Here is a 19,787-nt window from a genome sequence, read left to right on the forward strand (position 1 = left end):
TTTATGGGGTATTTCAACCCACGAAAAAAAAGCGCCCCGGAGGACGCTTTGGATATCAGAAGCTCACTTTAACTCCCAGCAGCGCGCTGGTATCGGAATACCCGCCGCCGCCCATCTGCTGGCCAATGTTGCCCCACAGGTTCACGCCGGGCTTAATCTGGCCTTCAACTCCCACCTTCAGCTCGCCCACGTTACGTGTCCCTTTTTGCGTCACCGTTACGCCGTTAAGACGGCTGCCGAAGGATTTAGTGTTGCCAATCCAGTTGGCCTCTAAAAACGGTTCGAACGTGCGTTTTTTGCCGTCATCAATAGAGTTGTGTCCCTTGATGAAGGCCCGCACACCTACCCGGGCCTGCACGTTGCCGGCACCCGTGCCCTCAACGCGGGTGCCGTTGGCCTCACGGATGCGGTCCGCTTCGACGCCCATCCAGGTCATCTGCGCCTTCGGCTGAACGTAGTAGCTTTCGCGCTCGTTCCTCTCGCCCAGCTTCCAGGTATAGCCACTCTCAACTGAGGCGGTGATCCCTTTGGACTTATAGGACTCCGTGGCCAGCGAGTCACCTTTTACCGTGTTATCGAACCAGCTGTACTGCGCCCACGTATCCACGTACGCGCCGGTCTTCTGATCGTTGTCCTGCAGCCAGGTGCCGTACAGCCCTGCACTGTAGCCGCGGATGCTGCCGTCCGCCTTCTGGCCGGTCAGACGGTTGCGGCTGTTGCTCTGCTGATTTGCGTAGCCTGCCATCACGCCCAGGTGGTAACGGTCCGCGCCGTCGGAGCTCCACTGCGCCACGTCGCCGCCCAGCTGCATCACGTAGCGGTTGGCCTGCGTTTTCATCTGTCCGCTGCTGTCGGTGGAGCGGGTATGCCCGCCGACGTTGCGTAACCACATGCTGGTTACCTTTTCCTCACCGGTGATGGCGTCCACGTAGTTAGTTTCCCCGAGGCGATCGTGCAGGCGCGTGTTAAACAGCGTGTTGCCTGCGGCCATGTTGGACGCATAGGCGCCGGACTCCGGACGGTAAACCCTGACTTCCTCTGGCTCAGGCAGGTTGCCACCTTCTCCTTCTCCCCCGTTGCTGAGGGTGTTGGAAAGGTACCAGTTACCCGCGCTGCCGCCTTCGCCGCGCTGCAGATGATAATCATAGGCGCCGGCCACGATGCGTCCTTCCTGCACAAACTCGCCGTCGGACCTGCCGTTGACGTGGATAAGCTCAATACCGTTAAGCGTCTTCGCGCCGCTGCCGCCGGCGTTATTCACGCTGACGCGGGTGAGGCCGGAAGTATCACCGTCGACCACCATTCTATCGGTGAACGAGCTGTCGTCGCCCAGCGCGGTATTGAACGTCAGGTGCCCGTTGTCGCCCGCGTAGCTGCCCGCCACGTGCAGCAGGTTGCCCGCCGTGCCGCCCGGACGTCCGAGCACCACATCGCCGGAGTTGCGCAGGCTGCCGCCAATGCTGAAGGTCAGGGCGTCAGCGACCGCGCGCGTTACGGGCTTCAGCGATCCCAGCGTCAGCATTCCCTGATTGTTCACGCTGCCGGCTGTGCCGCCAAAACCACCGGCCGTCGCGCCGGCAGCAATGTTCAGACTGCCGGAGGCCAGGGTCACGTCACTGCCAGACTCACCGAGCTGCAGGCCGCCCGCGTTGACGTTCGTATCACCGCCGTACTGCGCGGCCGCCTGGGTCAGCGTCACAACGCCTGAGCCGTTCTGGTTCAGCGCACCGCTGCCGGTAATGCTGTTGCCCAGCGTCCAGCTGTCCATGGAGGCCAGATTCAGCGTACCCGCGTTGCTGACCGACGCGCTGCCGAGGCTGCGCTGGCCGGTGACGGTCAGCGCGGAATCAGCGTCCGTTGTGAACCGGCCGGTAAAGCCGCTGTTATCGCCGGTCAGCCGGACGTCGCCGGCGCCGGCAACCTGCGTTTCCCCCGCGCCGCTCAGGCTGTTGACCAGATCTCCTGTAGCCTGTTTAAGAGCCAGAAGGCCGTCGTTGATGATGCTCCCGGTACCGAGGCCGCTGGTCTGGTTAAGCTGCGCGGCCGCGCCTGCCGCGATGGACGTGACGGCCGAGAGGGCCGAGTTGCTGCCGTTCACCGTCAGCGTGCCGCCCGTGACGTTCAGCGCGCCAGCGCCCTGCAGCGAACCGTCCACCGTTCCGCCGCCGGTGATATCCAGCGCACCGTCCGCGATGCTGACGGCAGAGCCGGACGCCGCGTTAAGCGCCCCCACCGTCTGGCGATGACCGTTCATGTCAAAACCGGCGCCTGACGCCAGCGCGAGCTCACGGGTCTGCCCTAGCACGTTGTCGTTGCCCATCTGAAGCGTGCCGCTGCGAACCTCTGTTTTACCGCGGTAGTCATTATTCAGGTTAGACAGCGATACGATCTGGCCTGCACCGGTATCGATCGCCAGATCGCCACCGCCGGTCAGCTTCGCGCTCATATCCGCCGCGCTTCCGGTCTGACCCGCTGCGTTCAGCACTAGGGCGTCGTTGCCCTGTGTCAGTAAATCGAGCTGCGCCAGGCCGTAGCTGACGTAAAGGCCGTCCTGCGCCGCGCCGCCGGTCAGGCGGTAGTCGTAGGTCGCGTTGGCGACGGCCAGGCCATTTTGCGTTATCTGCGTGTGCAGCGCGTCGCTGATGACGTTGCCGTTCTGATCCTTCAGCACCAGGTTGCCGCCGCTGCCGGTGACCGCGCCGTCGCTGCCCGCCAGCTTCAGCAGGGTGTTCGCGTCGTCCTGCGCCATCAGCGGCAGCGTGTCCGGCGGCAGCACCGGCGCGTTGTCCACGGTGCCGGCATTCACCTGCACCGTGCCGCTGCCGCTCAGGTCCAGCAGGTTCGCGGTCTGCACGCTGCTTTTCGCCGCGCTTTCGCCCGGCGTGCCGGTATTGAAGGCCACAGTGCCGCCGTCAAAAGCGAGTCCGCCGGTGCGCTGCACGCCGTCCGCCACGCTGACGGTGCTGCCCGCGCCTGCCAGCAGGCGGGAGGCTGTCAGCGCCTGCGCGTTCAGGCCGCCCAGTGCGAAGGTGGCGTCGGTAAGCGCCAGAGTTCCCGTGAAGTCCCGGCCCGCCGCAGCCGCGTTGTTACCGGTAAAGTGAAAGGCATGACCGTCCGCGCCGGCCGACAGCGTACCGCCGCCGCGAATGAAGCTGTTAAAGGCCGTGTCGCCGGTCGCGCGTATGCGCAGCGTGCTGTCGTCGCTTAGGCTGAAGCCGGTGCCGGCGGCATCATCCTGCGCGTCGCCGAGCGCCAGCAGCGTGTTATCCAGCGTGAGCTCAGAGCCGTTCGCCAGCGAAACCTGCTCAAAGCCTGTCAGCATGGCGGGGGCGGCCACGTTCAGAATCGCGTCATTCAGGTTCAGCGTGTCGTTACCGGTACCCGCCTGCAGCGAGCTGAACAGCCCGGTATCCGCCGGACGAATGCCGTTGAGGTAAAAGTTATCGCTGCCGCGTCCGGTTATCACATCATCAGCCGTGCTGCCGCCCTCCAGCGTGACGCTGTTATTGCCGTCCGAGAGCGCCACCCGGCCCGTAATGTGGCCGCCCCGCGCGTTGGTAAAGCTGAGGTTACTGCCTGCGCTGACGCGGAAGGCGTCATAGAGCGAGCCCGCGGCCTGAATGGTGCCCTTGTTTATGAAGCTCGTCAGATAGCCGTTGGCCACGTCTACCACGGCCGAGGTCAGCGACTGCGAGGTAAGGTTGCCCGACTGCTCAACATGGCGGGTCTGGCCCTTAACCTGCAGCGCCGCGCCGCCGGCCGCATCGTGCACGTTCACGCTTACGCCGGAGCGTACGTCACCGGTGGTATTGGTCACTACGCCACTACCGGTGGCGCTGTCCACATTAATGACCAGGCTTTGCGAGTCTGCCGTATTGAAGTCCGTGTCCGACAGGGAGGAGTCAGCATGGCCAAAATAGATGCCCGTTCCGCTGCCGCTTACGGTGATGGTGCCGCTATTCTCGTTCGCCAGGGAAGCCGCAGTGCGGACGCCGGCGCCGTCACCGACGTTAATGGTGGTGTCCTTAAGCTGTATGCCCTGCAGCTCTGCGGCGTTCTCAATGGCGCTGCCGGTACCGCCAGCCGCCATGTCAATGCTAGCTCCTTCAACCGTCAGTCCCGTGGCCCCCTTATCCAGCAGCACGCCGTGGGCGCTGCCGGCGGCCAGAACGAAGCCCGAACCATTCAGGTTCAGGTCCGATCCGCTGCCGACGCGAAACGCCGCAGTGCCGTCTGTCGCTTCCACGGTACCGCTGTTGCTCACGACCGAATTCGCCCCCTCAATGTCAACGGCGATCCCGTTAACCCGGACGCTGCCGCTGTTGCTGAGCGTGCCGCCGTCGACCTTTACGCCCGTGGTGTCCGGCGCAGAGAAGTTGATGCTGCCCTGGTGGTTCAATACGCCACCGTTGCGGGCGATATAGCCCACCGCGCCAGCGGCCGCGTTAGCGCTGCTCAGTGATGCGTTACTCGTCAGCAGGGCACCTCCGACATAGGAGGTGCTGCCGGTGATATCGGTGTAGTTACCGTCCACGATCCCGGCGGAGCTACCGGCGCCGCTGAGGCTGAGCGTGGTGTCCGCCGAAAGTTCGCCGCTGGCCGAGCCCGCAACGCGAATACCCGTGGCGTCAGCGCCCGTAACGTCAATCGTCATATTACCGGTGTTCAGGGTGCTGCTAGCGCCTTGTGCGCCGGTGACCAGCAGGCCAGTCGCACCGGCTCCGTCAACGCCAACGTTTGTCGCTCTGCCGGCACCGTCAAAGCTCGCGCCGCCGTCAATGCGGTAAAGAGTGGAGCCAGCCGTAATGACACTCTGCCGTGTGTTGCTGTTGTCGGTGATGCCGGAGCCACTGCCGAATACGTAATAGCCAATCTGATTTATGTCGCCGAAGCTCACGGTCGCAGCGGAGTCGATAACAAGCTGACCACCGTTACGGGCGTGCGCGGCGATAGCCCGCTCCCCTCCGAGCGTAATGGTGCCGGCATTCGTGGCGCTGGCTCCTCTGCCTTCAGACCAGAGGCCATAGTTTGCGGTACCGCTCACCGGATCCACACCGGTCTCTACGGCTATATTGCCTTCGTTACGCACCGCCGCGCCCGTCCGATCGGTAGTTTTACTCAGGGCCTTCATGGCGACGGCGTTGATGCCCTTCAGACCGATAACGCCTGTGGCACCGTTAATGACATCAGTGGCGCCTTCAGTGGCGGCCAGTCCCACGTTCTGAAGTGGTGCGGATGTATTAACTCGTCCGTCAATTACTATATTGCCTTTATTTAGCACCGATGAACTGGACCCTCTGGCTAATGCCGCAAATCCCCCCTGAGTTTTGCTGCCAATAATCAGGTCCCCGCTGTTAACAAAGGTTCCGGCATCAACGTGAACCAGCCTGCTGTCGGGTGAGCTGGCTTCAATATCGGCAGAGGATGACGTCACCGTTCGTTGTGCTTCCCGGCCTAAATAAAGTATGCCGTTATTGACGAAGTCCGATAAGCCAGAAACTCTGACACCGATAGTAAATATGCCCGAATTTGTGGCATTGCTTGTCCTGTTGATTGCAGCAACGTTGATGTTTCCATCGTTGATCATGGAGCTGCCTGACGTTAAGTCCACTCCCGAATTAATCGCATAGCTTCCGTTCGGGGCAATATTGATAACGCCCGTGTTATTCACCGCGGAACCTGAGGCGTAGACGGCGAGGTTATGACCGGTATTCACATTTGTTTTACCGCCCGGAGATAAATCGGCACTGTAATCAGCCATTTCCTGATTAGTACCCGCATCAATTACTCCGCTGTTATTTACCGTAGCATTAACTGTTCTTACAACAGTGGTACCTCTACTGCTGCTGGCAACATGACCCAGTGCGCCTGCATTATTCAGTGTTGCGCCGTCAGTGACATTGACAATAGAGATGTCCGTGTTGACGCCCTGTATGGACGCATCATTATCAATATTAATTTCAGCTCCGGCGCCCTGTCCCAGCAGGAAAGCCACCCGGGCTGAATCAATTTTCTGAAGTACCGCATCGTCATCGTTTATCGGCGTCTGATAATCCTGATAAACATATTTAATTGTCTTTTTAATGGCTTTGTTAAATTCGCTAATATAGAGACCTGGTGCGAGGTCTCCGCTTTTAACTGCACTGATAAGATTGCTGTTATAAGCCTTGAGGTCATCGATGCTATTCACACTCTGGGGTCCCAGCGAGCTGTCAAAATCACCTGAGAATTCGTTAGGTATTGTGGCAATTGGCTCAGAGGCTAATGTAGCCTTATTTGTAAAATTCCCCAGATTGACAACCGTTTTGCTGTCATAGTTAATCGTTGCCTTACTGGCCACATTGTCCGAGCTGGCTTTAAACACTGAAGAAATGAAAGAGCTATTTTTACTTCCTTTCAAATAGGCTTTTAAGCGATTAGATACATCATTAAACCACTGCGAACCTGTTTGATTACCCACACTGACATTGAGTTCGCCACCTGACTGAACATTAATGAGATTTCTGTCTACATATTGTCCATCTGAACCGACGGCGTTATAGATAGGAATGGGTATGCCTGAAATGTTTTTCATTCCCAGCTGATTATTGTCGTATCCCTTGAATGTTGAAATATTGCCCGTATGCTTATCATAGTGATCGTAGCCTATGAGCTGACCGGTTTTTAAATAACCGTCGGGAATTGAACTTACTCCATCTCCACTGAGCAATCCCCGGCGGTAAGCCTCACCCAGCGTCATGATTTCCGAGCCGGTAAGACCCGCAGCAATACTTCCCCATCCAGAATCCTTGAGAAGGTCTTTTCGGGTAATTAACTGAACGTATCCGCCATCCCTGGGATTAAATACGTCAACAGAAATCTCCTCAGCCATTGCGCTGCAAGTGCTGAATGATATGCATACTGATGCAAGCTTCAGCGCAGACAAGCTAATTCCCGATCTTTTATTTAACGTTGCTGAAGATTTTGATTTTCCTTTTGCCAGTTCAGAAGTCACATCATATCGCTGGCAGGCGGCGTTCCATTTTACTTTAAATATTTTATTCATGGCATTGCGCTCGTAATAATGTTAATAATTTTAAAAAAATAAGTCGGATAATGATGCCTGCCGTGAACCAGGAGCCCACAGAGTTAGAAGTAACACCTCTCCATGCTGCAGGTCTCAGTAGTTCCCATTTTAGTAATGATTGATGTGTTATCTTCATGTTTACCCGCCTGAATAATTAACCAGCAAGTGCGCTAGCTTATTTCGCGGCGAGTCTGTCATTTTTTGAACACAAAAAAAATCAGACAAAATGTGGCATCCTGTAGGCCGGGGACTACAGGTACTGTGTGTTATTCTTAATTTTATAATGTAATTATTTATAAAACAGGGAGGTAAAGCATCGTGTTTATTGCCGGAATGGAGTAAATACTTTGGTTGATTGAGTAATCAGAATACGTTAACTCACATTACTTGGCGTTACATTTAATCGCGGCATTTACTGTCAGAGTCTTGCTCATCAGCAACCTTCCGTGCCTGGCCAGGGGAGAACAGGAACCATTGCGTTAATGGGAAAATGGAAGATAGTTAAATCTCATTACACTTATTCAGTGATACGGCGCCAGTTTTGTGGAATTAATGTTTTTTTTGATCTGTGTCAGTGTTAATTTTAAAATGCTTGCTGTGTGCGGGTGATGTATTAATTTTGTATTTACATTTTGCTTGAATTAGAAAAGCTGCTGTTTTTTTGCCAGGGATGACGGCGGCGAATGCAGAGTCATCAATAAATTAAAATGAATGATTCATTCTGAAAGGATGTGATGTCGGTGATTAAAGTTATGAATGTCTTGTGCCGCCCTTATATGAAACCAGAAAACAGTATGAGCCAGGGCTGGACGCTGAGCACCTTTAAGAGTTATGCCTGTGTGAGTTTATATGCTGCGATTCCTTACTGAGAAATAACATCAGTAGCATCGCCGCCTGCATACTCACAATACATGAAACGATGAGTCTAAAGACTATCTGGTCGACTGGTCCTGAAAAATCTCGTAACTTGCTTAACGTCATCCGTCTAAACAGCTTTTCACCTTAAGAATGAAATCATCTGGGGCTTTTTTTCACTTTTTGTATAAACACATCAGACTGAATTATTTCATCTTTAAGTCGCGGACTACACAGTATTGGCATTGCTCTTATTTATTCATTAAGAAAATAAACAGGGTTTTAGTCAGCAACCGGAACGATTTTTTTTGCACTCCAATTCAGAAGTGCAATAGTATTAAAACACGCTAATGCAGACAGGTTTTCTATGGCCACGTTTATTATTATTGATGACCACCCTCTGGCGAGAATTGCGATGCGCATGCTGCTGGAAAAAGATAATCATTCTGTTGTTGCAGAGGCCGACAGAGGAGACGATGTCGTCGGACTGGTGCGAAAGCACAATGCCAGTGCGTTGATAATGGACATTGAGCTGCCCGGTATTAACGGTATCGAGGCTATCAGTACTCTGCGTACCGCCGGCATACACATTCCGGTCATTGTGTTGAGCGGAAAAAACCCAGACTACTATTCACAGCTCAGCATGAAAGCAGGTGCAAGCGGATTCATCAGTAAACAGAACAACCTGAATGATCTTACGCAGGCTGTAAATGCGGTGTTTTCCGGTTATGGATATTTTCCGCTGCGCGTGCACGAAAGCAGCGAACCGCATGAGCATAGTGTAGACGCTGAGCGCCTGCAGACATTATCCCGCCGTGAATTTGAAGTACTGCAATCTCTGAGTGAGGGGAAAGAGATCCATACCATTGCTGCCCGCATGCAGATAAGCAATAAAACCGTGAGCACCTATAAGGCGCGCCTGATGGAGAAACTGGGCCTTAAAAATCTGCACGACTTGCTCAATTTTACACGTCGGAACAATATCTCCTGATGGTCATTCGTTCGCTGCTGATCACCTGTGCCCTGCTGGCTTATGGGAGCGCATTTGCTGCGCCCTCAGGTCTTGACTACAAACCGCCTTTACTGCCGGATGCTACATCCCCCGAACTTTCTGATGTGCAGTGGCGACTGATTGGCAGAAAGCGTGAACTGGTGCTGGCCCTATATGGTCCTGCGCGGCCGCCAATGACCAGAATAGCCCCTGCGCATGTGCTGACGGGTTACATCGCAGATTTTGCATGGACAACAGCCCGAAGCCTGGGACTTACCCTGCGCGTGCTTCACTATGATGATGCAGAGGAGGCCTATGCTGCACTTGATGCAGGGGACGTTGATACAGTTTTCAGCCTAGCTGGAGACTTAGTACCTGCTCGCTTTGGGCCCGGAGAGCTCCTAACAGTGGCGGAATCTCATCCGGTTGAGGTTACACGCCGGTCGGATCAGCCCAAAGTCAGAGTCGCTGAATTCAGGTCTGCCTCCGAATACAGTCCGGGACGGTTACTTGCTTCTCTTGATGAGGGGAAAGTCAACACCGTAACATTGCCCGCAGGCGAGGCGCATTATCTGACGGAGCGAAATTACGTTAACTCACTGGATATATCACGCACGTCAGACGTCTCTATGCCACCATATCGCTTCGTGACAGGTGCCCGGGAACCACTGTTTAATGGCACGCTGCGTGCGGCAGTAGACCACCTTCGCTTCAGTGCTGCAGGCGAATTACTGGCTACACGCTGGGATCAAAACAATCTGACGCAGTTTATCTCAGCGCCACTTCTTCTGACGCGTGAGGAAGAAGACTGGCTGCACACTCATACTCAAGTGCGGGTAGCGTCTTCAACCTTCAACCCTCCCTTTTTTTTAAGAGATAGTGGCAAGCGGAACACCGGGATTGGCCCTGAGCTTCTGTCACTTGTCAGCCTGCGTACGGGCATTCAGTTCCGCTATGTGGATATTGATGACAGCCAGCAGCTACACACCGCCCTTGACGACGGAGAAGCGGAGATGACAGCACCGCTTATCTGGAGCCGCGAACGAACTCGCGATATTTTGATGACCGCACCTTTCATGTTTACGCCTGTCGTCATGGTTACCCGAAAAGAGGAGGCGGAAGAGGTAGACCGTGCGGTACTTATCCCCGGACTGAATTCATCGGAATGGTTCAGGGAGGCGTATCCCCATGCTTCAGTAACGTTTAACGGCAACCCGGCGCTTGCAATGCGCATGGTTGATGAAGGTGCAGCAGATGCTACGCTCAACACCCTTATCAGCGCGCGCTATCTCATGCAGGGGCTTTACGCGGACAAACTGTCTCTCATTCAAGGGCTGCCGGTCAGTGATGCCGCAATTGCGTTTGGCGTAAGACGGTCTGATCCCGAACTGCTTGGGATCCTCAACAAGACTCTTGCCCTCATACCACCTGACATGGTCACAAACATTCTCACTCACTGGCAGTCAAATCCCGCTGCAAAATTTGACACGTGGAGGATCTACAGAACTGAGTTTTATCTTGGTGCAGCTGGCGCGCTTTTCGTGATCATAACTGCTACGGTTTGGGCCATCACACTGCGCCAGCAGGTCAGAAGAACGCACCAGGTTAAGTCCCGATTGCGCCAGGAAATTCAGTTCCGTGACCAGCTTATAAATGGTCCGCCACGGCCCGTTTACGTTGCCACTTCCGATGGACAAATCATTCACTTTAATCCGGCGTTCAACCGTTATTTCGGTGAGAATGCTTCAAGCAGGCTGAGCCTGTCGCTTTTTGATACGCGGCATCCGCTTTATACGGTATGGAAAGCGTGCATGAAACAGCCGCCCTCCGGAAATATCCCCCTTGAGGCTGAATTTACCGTTGAAGCAGAGCCCGGCTCTCAGCGGCAGATCAGGCACTGGATGACCAGCTTTCTGGAAAATGACGATAAAATGGGCGGCTTCATCGGCGGATGGCAGGACGTCACGGAATACCTGAATATGCAGTCCGATCTGCGTCAAGCCAGGACGGAGGCGGAGGAGGCAAGCCAGGTAAAAAGTCGTTTTCTGGCAACAATGAGTCATGAGATTCGCACACCGCTAAGCGCCATAATTGGTCTGCTGGAGTTGCAGGTACAGGAGAAACGTTCCGATACTGAGCTTATTCGTGTCGCACATGAGTCATCGCTCAGCCTGCTCGCACTCATTGGCGACGTGCTCGATATCGCACGCATTGAGTCGGGTAAGATGTCTGTAGAGCCCCGATGGTTCCCGCTTGCCACGATTGTGAACTCTGTTATGCAGGCATTTAGCGGCGTAGCACTGCAGAAAGGGCTGAAGCTATCACTGACGTTACAGGATGATGGCCGAGAGGTACTGGCGGATGATAATCGTCTGCGGCAGGTGCTGGCCAATCTTGTGAGCAACGCCGTAAAGTTCACATCTGAGGGTGAAGTACGCGTCAGTGTTGTCCTTTCAGGAAGTGAGCCTGAGCGTCTAAAAATTTCGGTAGTGGACACGGGGCCTGGTATCCCGGCGAGTAAGCAGGAGCACCTGTTTGCGCCTTTTGAGCAGGCTGCAGATCATACCGCAGGTGGCAGCGGTTTGGGCCTCGCGATAAGTCGTGAAATAGCTACGCTGCTGGACGGAACGCTGACGCTTGAGAGCATGCCAGGTCGGGGGGCTGCATTCACACTTGATATTCCAACCAGTTCCCGGGCACATACCTCTGAGAATATTGCTCCGCAATTGTCTCTCGCAAAGCAGTCTGCGCTGCGCATCCTGGTCGTGGACGATCACCCTGCAAATCGTCTGCTGATAGCGCGTCAGCTGACGCTGCTCGACCATACGGTGTCCGTCGCTGAAGACGGTAAGTCCGGTCTTGCTAGGTGGCGTGATGAAAAACCCGATGTCATTCTTACTGACTGCAGCATGCCGGAAATGGGGGGCGCTGAAATGACGCGCCTGATTAGGCTCGAAGACAGCAACGTCGTCATCATAGGCATTACCGCTGACGCACAGTCAGCCGCAAGAGAGCGCTGTCTGGAAGCGGGAATGAATGAATGCCTGTTCAGGCCCGTAAAGCTATCCCGGCTTGCGAAGGTGATTGACTCATTCCGTTCTGTTTCCACCTCCGCGCACGATAACCTGCCGGAGATCTGGCTTGATCATGAAGCAATGTCTGTCTTTATGCCAGATAGCCCGGAAGAGCTTCGCGAATTTTTACGGTTGGCAATCAGTGAAACCGAAAGCGATCTGCATAAGGCCAGAGAGGCAGTAACGCAGGGTGACATGCCGGCAGCGCGGAAGATATTTCACAGGATTGCGGGCACATTGCGAGTCACCGGGATCAGAAAGCTGGATGAGCAGTGTGCGTTTCTGGAGGAACTCGTGGACATGGAAGAGGACCAGACGATCATTCAGCTGCAGATTTCGAATGCTGAAGAGATGATTAAGGCATTCAGGCAAAGCACCCATTAATAAAAAATAGGATTAATCCTACAGTCGTTTTTATTTTGTCTTATTTTTTCTTCATCAACCTTCCGTTGTAATGATTTCAGCACAACGGAGGAGCTATGTTCACACTGACCATAATCGACAGCGACAAGTGGATCGCCGGTGGAATCGCACACTATTTCCGCGAAAGATCTGTAAAGGTAAAGGTGATTGATGAAGAGCAGTTTGAAAAAGCACTCACGATTGCAGCGGGTTCTGATGTCGTTATTAGCGAAATACGAACATGTCATCGTGACGTTCAGACTTTCGTTGAGCTTTTTTTCAACCTGCGCAAGTTGTTACCTGCACCACGCCTGATTATTTTGACTGATCTTGAAGAGGAGGCGGTTATTAATTACGTCACGTGGCGGCTGCCAGAAGCTACTGTAATTTCCAAAAGAACCCCTAGTACTCAACTTGCGGGGGAGATTTTCGGCGGTTTGATATTGCATGGGTCAAAACATTCAGTGCAATATCCAGTTGAAAACCATGGGGCTCTGACTGCCAGGGAATTTGGTCTCCTGAGAATGCTCGCAACTAAAAGGACTCTCACTGATATAGGCCAGTCACTTAATCTCAGTGTTAAAACAGTCAGCAATCATAAAAGAAACATTATGCGTAAGCTCAACTGTAAGAAAAAAAACGAGCTGCCGACGCTACTGGCTAAAATGGGATTCACAAACAGCCAGTTCTGACGACCCTCGTCATGCGAACAGAATATAGTTTTCAAAAAATGAAAAGTGCGTCAACACACTGGGGAATTGATTTATATATTACATGGAATAATCATAATGGAAAATGTCATACTGGATTTTCATTTTATCAGTTAAGATTCTTTATACTAAATATCAGACTCCTAACAATAAGTTTATCTTATTTATAATTAAATTTAAGGGGTTATTGCAAGCGAGTTTTCACCCTCTAAAAATGACATAACTTATTCAGCGGAAGAGAAATGAAAAAAATTTACTAATCTTACTGGCACTGGCTATTTCGGGTTGTAATTCCTTTTCTAATGTAGATAAACTCAGCGCCTCCTATGCTCTTACGCACCTCATTGCCAATCAGACGACGGAAGAACAGGTTAAAGCTATCTACTGAGTGCCGGATAGCCAAACAAGCTTTTCTGATGGAAGTTACAGCTGGCAGTACGGTAAGAACGGAAATATGACAGCCATAAATGAACTTACTAAATATATTCCCGGTGCAGGAGCTATATCAGATGCGTTAGATATGGCCAGTTCAGCCAGTGGGGCTGCGGATTCTGTTAACATTGTTTATGGTAAAGCCTCAGGTAATACCGAACATCATGGTAATGGCCTAGCAATAACTTTCAATAAAAATAAGACCGTTTCATATTGGGAGCTATAGGAAAAACCTTTATGACATCGGAAAAAAATCGACGCGGCCGTGCGCTATTGTCAAAATAGCGCCGCGTGTGCATATGAATTTGCCGGGTAAATTTTAATAGAGAGAAAAGCCAATTTCTCTCATCCGGCCAGCATGTTATTAAGTATGAGAATGGTTTTGATAAACCTGTCTTTAGATCAAAAATAAATAATATTGTGATTTATAGGTAGTGTATTTTTTTCGCTGCGATCCGGATCGCAGATCATATGGATCAGTACCGAAAAAATAACATCAGGCGTTATATGCCCATCTGATGAATTTAACACTGTACTACTTTCATCAACCCTTCTTTTTTTTCTGACCGTCCGCTGATTCCGCAGTACACCCTTTGCAGGGCGATACGTTTTTTCCCCTAAAACGCCTTGCAGGCCTTTCCTTTTTCTCTCCGCTGCGGACACAGGATCGTCTTTCATCGTTATCTTTCCCGTACCAGGCATGCAGCCAAGAGTGCTTGGTTTCCACTTTGTCACGCCATATTTCGCTCTTTCCATTTTCTATTAGTAGATTACGCCCTAACTGCGACACGAACCGAGCTCGATCGCCCCGCTGTATAATCCGCGCCATTCAGGTTATTCTCCCTATTAAGGAGAAAGGCCGAAATACATATTTTGAAAAAATTATCGACGGGACGATTTAATCCTCTTAAATAATTTCCTCAAAGATAAATTTAAATAAATCACGCCCTTCTAAAATATATTTTAGCTAGAGCTGGCAATGGTTAACTATGTATCATAATTTTTATTCATAATAAGGATATAAAAGCTCATAACTCAAGCGGATAGCTAACGAATATCTCTAATTGTATTTCGCAGCTTTTGGTCCTTCGCCATGAAGTGGCTCCATCACACTTACCGCGAGAGTTTCAAAGACCGTTATTAAAATTCATATTATAATATGTTGTGTTACTCACCCTTAGAGGTGCTTTCAAATTCGAATTATTCAAGAGTTGAATTTTAATGTTTATTCGATAAATACTTTAATTTCTGCATTTTTTATACCTACACTGATGTCGTATTTCCACTTACAAAATGCATGTATCATATCAATGATCTTTACTAACAAAATTTTATTACAATAGCTGAAATTATTTTTTCACAACTTTCTTATTTAAATTTATCTATCTTCAATCGCTCAAAAAAACCGGCTTTCGCCGGTTCTAAATATTATGAATTTCAGGTGGCATCACACTTGGGCAGCCAGTCAGAACTGCTTTCCTCAGTCAGATCAAGATTGGTCTGCATCCCCAGCTTCGTGCGCCGCTTCAGATAATGATGCCCGTACTCACGCATAATGCTCTCCAGCGACAGACTGAACATCTTCATGCTGAGTGGATTTCTGTAACCGTTCGCCTCCATGTAAGCCAGATAAGCATGGTAAAGATAGCGTCTCGACTGTAAGGGCCTGATGCTGGCGTTCCCCATATAAAGCGAAGTAGGCTCCGGCGTGGTGAACAGGTAGCCGCAGAAGTCCACCATCGGATCCGCGTCGCGCTTGATGCGCATCGCCTCATCGGAGTTCTGCTGCGACTGAAGCAACGCTCTTGCGTCCTGCGGCTGGCTGAACTGCTGCATCAGCTGGCGCACGATAACGGCCAGCTCGCCGCTGATTTTTTCCTTCAGCTGCGGGTCGCGCTCGTTTGCCGGGATGATTTCCGGGAAGTGAAGGATAACCCGGCGGCGCGATATGCCACCGCTGCGGTCGGTAAAGCGCATCGGATTGTTGTTCACCGCCAGAATCACCGCCGGAATGTGCGTTGAGTAGGCATCGCGGTATTTCGGGTCTACGGATACCGCGTCGCCGCCGGTAATCGCCTTGATGCCCGCGCCGTCGCCGCTCCACTTCTCCTGGTCGGGCAGAATTATCAGCGAGTAGCCAATCACCGCCGCGCGCTCGCGCGATGACTCCAGCGTCTCGATGGTCGCGGAGGTGGTGTTGTCCGTTCCGGCCAGCATGGTGGCGATTTCGGCCATGATGCTTTTGCCGCTGCCGCCGGGACCCGTGACCTCCAGAAACAGCTGCCAGTCGTAGCGGTTCGCCAGCACCATAAACAGCGCGGCGAGAATAATATCGCGCTTTGCCGCGTCGCGTCCGGCGGCGCGGTCCAGCCACTGCCAGAAGTGCGGCGCGTGGGCTGCCAGCGTCTCTCCCTTAACCGGCGGGGTAAAGTCCACTTCGCTGACCGTGCGCAGCCAGAAGCGTTTGCTGTGCGGGCTGAAGCTGCCGGTACGCGTATCCAGCACGCCGTTGCGAAAGCCTATCAGGCGGCGCGCCGGGTCGGACTGCTGCGGCAGCATCAGCTTCAGCGTATCCACCACGCCTGAAATCTTGCCCGCCGAGAACGGCGCGCGCAGCCGCTGGAACAGTTTCGCCACGTCGCGCTCAAACTGCTTCCCCGAAATGACCTTCCACGCGCCCGCCCTGTAGCGTGACAGGATTTCACCGCTGGCATCCACCGCCAGCGCATTACGATAATGCTCAGCAACGCGCTCCGCCTTTTCGCTGGCGCTCATCGCCGAAAACTCCGCCTCACTCATCACGTCAAACGGGCTGGCGGTGGCGGGCGCTGCGGCCTCAGCAAGCGCCTGCTTCGTCGATACGTCGCCGTGCTGCACAAAGGCGTCGTTCCAGTCGCCGAACACGGGCGGCAGCGCGACGACGGCGTTACTGACATCAGCGGCCTTCTTCGCCTTATCCTGACCGTTGCCGTTAAGGTCGCGGTCGGCGGCAATCATCAGCGGCAGCGTGGCGTGCTTTTCACGGGCAAGGCCAGCCAGAGAAAGGAGGTTGCCCGATGAGAGCGCAACCCACACCTCATCACCGGTCAGGTTGTGCACCGTCAGGCCGGTCGCGTAGCCCTCTGCGAGCCAGATGCGCTTTGCAGGCTTAGCGCTGCTGAGAACGTGGCAGGCGCCTTTCACCTGGCCGCCCTTGAGCGTGCGCTTCTCTCCCCTGGCATTAATGAGCTGCACGTTAACCAGCTGGCCGCTCATGTCGTGCAGGGGCACAACCACATCGCCGGTGCGGTAGGACGTTAACGCCACCTTATGCGCCTTCGAAAGCGTAAGGCACGCCTGTTCTGGCAGGCCTTTGCGCGACAGGTAGGCGTTATCCGCCGTTTCCTTTGCCGTGCTGACCAGCTGCTGCGCCAGTGCAGCCGCTGCGGCGCGGGATGCCTCGTCCGTTTCGGGACCGGCTGCCGTACTGTTGCCGGCAGCCACCGGCGGCAGGTTGCCGGTCAGGTCGTTTACGCGCGCGGCGGCCTCTATGAACGTAATGCTGAGCGCCTTTTTCACCAGGTCCATGCCGTCACCGGCTCCGCACTGATTACAAATCCACGTGCCGCGCCCGTCTATATCGTCGAAGCGAAAGCGGTCCGTTCCCTGACAGACCGGGCACGGCATGTGGCGGTTTTTGGTTACCTTCACGCCCAGCGCGGGCAGAATGCGGGGCCAGTGGCCCCGCGCAGCGGTGGCCGCCTCTGATACGGTCATTTTCATCGTTCTGTTCTCCCTCAGTGCAGCACCGGCGCGTCTGTCATGCGCCCGCAGAGTTCATCCATCATCACCTGGCCGAGAATGCTCAGGCGCGGGGCCGACTTCAGCGGCCCAACAGCCAGCAGGTCATCCAGCAGCGCGCAGGCAATTTCCTGATCGCGCAGGCGTCCGTGCTGGCGCAGGTAAAAGCCCTCCAGCTCGGTTTCAATAACGTGCTCAAGGCGCGCCAGCGTCAGGCCGGGGTAGCGCTGCTGTTCACGGCAGACTGTCAGCCAGGCGCAGGCGACGGCGCGGCGTGAAAGCGCGGCGCGCAGTTCAGGCGAAAGGGTGCGGACTTTCATGATTCAGCCTCCGCGTTCATCCAGTTGTTCTGGCAGCGCGTCACCACGTCATCCAGCTGCTCGGTGATGAGAAAGACCAGTGAAGCCAGCTGCGCGCGCTGAGCGGGCTGCGGTAGTTCGTGGCACTCCTGAAAGGCGGTCATATCGCTGACAAAGCGCCCGGCGTTGCGCAGGTGCTCAAGGCGTACCAGGTCGGCGTGAGAAATCGTGGCGTGAGTCATGCGCGCACCTCCTGAACCGGCAGGCGGGCGGCAAAGGACAGCACGTAATCGCGGGCCAGCGAAAGGCGTGCGGCGCGCTCGTCGGCGGCAACGGTGCGGAGCATATGAATATGCTGCTGGCGCTCGCTGCGGCGCACGGCGGCAAAAACGAAAACAAACTGAGGGTATGGGGAATTAAGGACCGTAGCCATGATGGCAGCCTCCTGTGAATAGCGGTTAACGCCACCACCGGAGTTCCTACACTCATGGGTGGTAGCCCGAACGGGGGTAGGAATACCGGCTTCACAGGATACCGGCCAGCCCGAAGGCTGCCCCGCCCGGGCCACCATTACGCAGACGGCGCAACGGATACAGAACCGTTGCCCGAAAAATGGGTGCACTGAGGCTTGGACACAAAAAAAGACGCATGGCGCGTCTGGTGTCGCCTGTGAATTACGCGGGTTCCTACGCCCGGCTGCCGATTTTGCGACAGCGGATTTACTGTACCAGGGAATGGCCCCGGCGCGCAAGCCGGAGGCAGCAGTTAAAAATGACATCAGTCAACCTCAGCAGCTGGCGGGATGAATCTCGCCACGGGAAACAGTCCGGATACCGGAGGGCGCGATGCCAGGACTTTGCAGACTGAAGGCTGGCTTCACTGTGCGAAAGCGCTGCGGCTGAAGCGGTTTACCCATCCCGGCGCCAGCCATATGCATAAGCGGGATTGCGTGCGCGACAGAGGGTTCGCGTGATTTACCGGCACGGTTTAAAAACCTCATGCGGTGCGCTCCTGACCGCGTGCTGCAATGCGATCGCTCATCCAGACGCTGATTTCGCTGGCGAGCCATGCCACGTTCTTGCCGCCAAGCGACACCTGCGCCGGGAAGGCGTTGCGGCTGATAAGGTCGTAAATGGTGGAGCGGGACAGGCCGCAGACGTGCATGACTTCCGGCAGTCGCAGGAAGCGATCGTTCAGCACCGGGTTTACGGGTAAAGCCGGGGTCGCAGGAGCGGAGGAGTTTGCGGATAATACGGTGTGCATGAGCTACCTCTTATTGAGTCCGTGGTGATACGGACAGATACGTCCGAAGTCGGGTAGCTCTTTATTCTCAGCATATTTACTGCCAAAGCAACATGGCGAAAGGGTGCTGCAGCTGGCACAAACGCGCAAAAATCAGCCGCCTGTTTTTTGCACAGGTAAATATAGGGCAATATAGACCAATAGTGCTGAGATGAATTAAGCGAATCGTTTTTAATGATTAATTTTCATTAAAACAATCGAAATAAACACTCGATAAGGTTTATCTGCATAAAAAGTTGGGTGAAGCATGGTGAACACTGGGTGAAGGGATAACCATTAATTGTTCACCCTTTAATATACTGTATTTACTCTCTTTTTTATTAAGGTGAAGAATAGTGAAGGATATATATAAATCTAAAAGCTGAGTCAGAAGTCAGGCCCAATGCGGCCAGCCAGAAGAAGGTCATTTTGTCTGGGCCATCACACAACGCCATCCCATAGCTCGACTGTGCCAGCAACGGCACAATGCATTCACCGGAGCCCCCATTGGCTCTCCCTACAAAGAAAGCTAACGATAACGGCTTTTATAAACCGTTAACTCCAGCCTGGATGGGGACTGGCGCTAAACAGAAGGATAAAACGTGATGGCAATGAAATGCCCTGAATGCAGCATGACCGCACACACGCGTACCAGCGAATATCAGACAGGTACGTTAAAAAAGACGTGGTATCAGTGTCGTAATATCGACTGCTCCTGCACGTTCACAACGCTGGAGAGCCTGGACACCATTATCATGAAACCGCAGAAGGTAACTGAAGACGTCCCTGAGAAAGAATCACCGCCACCACGGCAGACGCTGAACCGTTATGGATCAGCCAGCAGACTATCGAACCGCCAGAACGCCCCCGGCTGAGTTTTATCAGCCACACTTTACC

General features: G+C 53.8%; 12 protein-coding genes. 5 read left to right on the top strand and 7 right to left on the bottom strand.

Features of this window, described 5'->3' with window-relative positions; all coding sequences use genetic code 11:
• Nucleotides 1-55: 55 nt before the first annotated feature.
• Nucleotides 56-7,045 carry an autotransporter outer membrane beta-barrel domain-containing protein gene (locus K5Y32_RS12820; RefSeq protein ID WP_222184382.1) on the bottom strand — a complete coding sequence of 2,330 codons (6,990 nt, stop codon included), beginning with the start codon at nt 7,043-7,045 and terminating at the stop codon, nt 56-58.
• A 1,243-nt stretch (nt 7,046-8,288) separates the two neighbouring features.
• Here K5Y32_RS12820 and K5Y32_RS12825 point away from each other — a divergent pair.
• The 4 genes from K5Y32_RS12825 to K5Y32_RS12840 all read left to right on the top strand — a co-directional run bounded on the left by K5Y32_RS12825 (nt 8,289) and on the right by K5Y32_RS12840 (nt 13,756).
• Nucleotides 8,289-8,912, top strand: a complete 624-nt coding sequence (locus K5Y32_RS12825) for a response regulator (RefSeq protein WP_222184384.1) — start codon at nt 8,289-8,291, stop codon at nt 8,910-8,912.
• Entirely contained in the window at nt 8,912-12,370 is a 3,459-nt protein-coding gene (locus K5Y32_RS12830) for an ATP-binding protein (RefSeq protein ID WP_222184386.1), read from the top strand. The genes K5Y32_RS12825 and K5Y32_RS12830 overlap by 1 nt, the downstream gene beginning before the upstream one ends.
• A 95-nt stretch (nt 12,371-12,465) precedes the next feature.
• Nucleotides 12,466-13,080 carry a LuxR C-terminal-related transcriptional regulator gene (locus K5Y32_RS12835; RefSeq protein ID WP_222184388.1) on the top strand — a complete coding sequence of 205 codons (615 nt, stop codon included), beginning with the start codon at nt 12,466-12,468 and terminating at the stop codon, nt 13,078-13,080.
• Between the two features lie 472 nt (nt 13,081-13,552).
• On the top strand, nt 13,553-13,756 hold the full coding sequence (locus K5Y32_RS12840) for a hypothetical protein (protein WP_222184390.1): 204 nt from the start codon (nt 13,553-13,555) through the stop codon (nt 13,754-13,756).
• A gap of 176 nt (nt 13,757-13,932) precedes the next feature.
• Here the strand turns inward: K5Y32_RS12840 and K5Y32_RS12845 are convergent, their stop codons facing one another.
• The 6 genes from K5Y32_RS12845 to K5Y32_RS12870 form a co-directional block, all read right to left on the bottom strand.
• Nucleotides 13,933-14,208: a hypothetical protein gene (locus K5Y32_RS12845; RefSeq protein ID WP_222184399.1), complete on the bottom strand. Its 276-nt coding sequence runs from the start codon at nt 14,206-14,208 to the stop codon at nt 13,933-13,935.
• A gap of 759 nt (nt 14,209-14,967) precedes the next feature.
• Nucleotides 14,968-17,292 (bottom strand): phage/plasmid primase, P4 family, encoded by a 2,325-nt coding sequence (locus K5Y32_RS12850; protein WP_222184401.1) that lies wholly within the window; start codon nt 17,290-17,292, stop codon nt 14,968-14,970.
• Nucleotides 17,293-17,306: 14 nt separating this feature from the next.
• Nucleotides 17,307-17,630 carry a DUF5375 family protein gene (locus K5Y32_RS12855; protein ID WP_222184403.1) on the bottom strand — a complete coding sequence of 108 codons (324 nt, stop codon included), beginning with the start codon at nt 17,628-17,630 and terminating at the stop codon, nt 17,307-17,309.
• Nucleotides 17,627-17,851, bottom strand: a complete 225-nt coding sequence (locus K5Y32_RS12860) for a hypothetical protein (RefSeq protein ID WP_110867847.1) — start codon at nt 17,849-17,851, stop codon at nt 17,627-17,629. The genes K5Y32_RS12855 and K5Y32_RS12860 overlap by 4 nt, the downstream gene beginning before the upstream one ends.
• The gene (locus K5Y32_RS12865) at nt 17,848-18,387 is read right to left on the bottom strand and encodes a host cell division inhibitor Icd-like protein (protein WP_222184405.1); all 540 of its coding nucleotides are present in this window, start codon (nt 18,385-18,387) and stop codon (nt 17,848-17,850) included. Before K5Y32_RS12865 ends, K5Y32_RS12860 begins: the two co-directional genes overlap by 4 nt.
• Before the next feature lie 218 nt (nt 18,388-18,605).
• Nucleotides 18,606-18,872: an AlpA family transcriptional regulator gene (locus tag K5Y32_RS12870; protein ID WP_222184407.1), complete on the bottom strand. Its 267-nt coding sequence runs from the start codon at nt 18,870-18,872 to the stop codon at nt 18,606-18,608.
• A 623-nt stretch (nt 18,873-19,495) separates the two neighbouring features.
• Between K5Y32_RS12870 and K5Y32_RS12875 the strand changes: the two genes are divergently transcribed.
• On the top strand, nt 19,496-19,765 hold the full coding sequence (locus tag K5Y32_RS12875; protein ID WP_154181967.1) for an ogr/Delta-like zinc finger family protein: 270 nt from the start codon (nt 19,496-19,498) through the stop codon (nt 19,763-19,765).
• Nucleotides 19,766-19,787: the final 22 nt, after the last annotated feature.

Origin of the sequence: Pantoea sp. DY-15 (genome assembly GCF_019795935.1) — a bacterium.
GTDB lineage: Bacteria > Pseudomonadota > Gammaproteobacteria > Enterobacterales > Enterobacteriaceae > Pantoea > Pantoea leporis.

Coding starts and splice junctions, on each gene's coding strand:
- K5Y32_RS12860 (WP_110867847.1), bottom strand. CDS start 17,851: ATGACTCACGCCACGATTTCTCACGCCGACCTGGTACGCCTTGAGCAC.
- K5Y32_RS12845 (WP_222184399.1), bottom strand. CDS start 14,208: ATGAAAGACGATCCTGTGTCCGCAGCGGAGAGAAAAAGGAAAGGCCTG.
- K5Y32_RS12865 (WP_222184405.1), bottom strand. CDS start 18,387: ATGTCATTTTTAACTGCTGCCTCCGGCTTGCGCGCCGGGGCCATTCCC.
- K5Y32_RS12825 (WP_222184384.1), top strand. CDS start 8,289: ATGGCCACGTTTATTATTATTGATGACCACCCTCTGGCGAGAATTGCG.
- K5Y32_RS12820 (WP_222184382.1), bottom strand. CDS start 7,045: ATGAATAAAATATTTAAAGTAAAATGGAACGCCGCCTGCCAGCGATAT.
- K5Y32_RS12830 (WP_222184386.1), top strand. CDS start 8,912: ATGGTCATTCGTTCGCTGCTGATCACCTGTGCCCTGCTGGCTTATGGG.
- K5Y32_RS12840 (WP_222184390.1), top strand. CDS start 13,553: ATGACAGCCATAAATGAACTTACTAAATATATTCCCGGTGCAGGAGCT.
- K5Y32_RS12870 (WP_222184407.1), bottom strand. CDS start 18,872: ATGCACACCGTATTATCCGCAAACTCCTCCGCTCCTGCGACCCCGGCT.
- K5Y32_RS12850 (WP_222184401.1), bottom strand. CDS start 17,292: ATGAAAATGACCGTATCAGAGGCGGCCACCGCTGCGCGGGGCCACTGG.
- K5Y32_RS12875 (WP_154181967.1), top strand. CDS start 19,496: ATGGCAATGAAATGCCCTGAATGCAGCATGACCGCACACACGCGTACC.
- K5Y32_RS12855 (WP_222184403.1), bottom strand. CDS start 17,630: ATGAAAGTCCGCACCCTTTCGCCTGAACTGCGCGCCGCGCTTTCACGC.
- K5Y32_RS12835 (WP_222184388.1), top strand. CDS start 12,466: ATGTTCACACTGACCATAATCGACAGCGACAAGTGGATCGCCGGTGGA.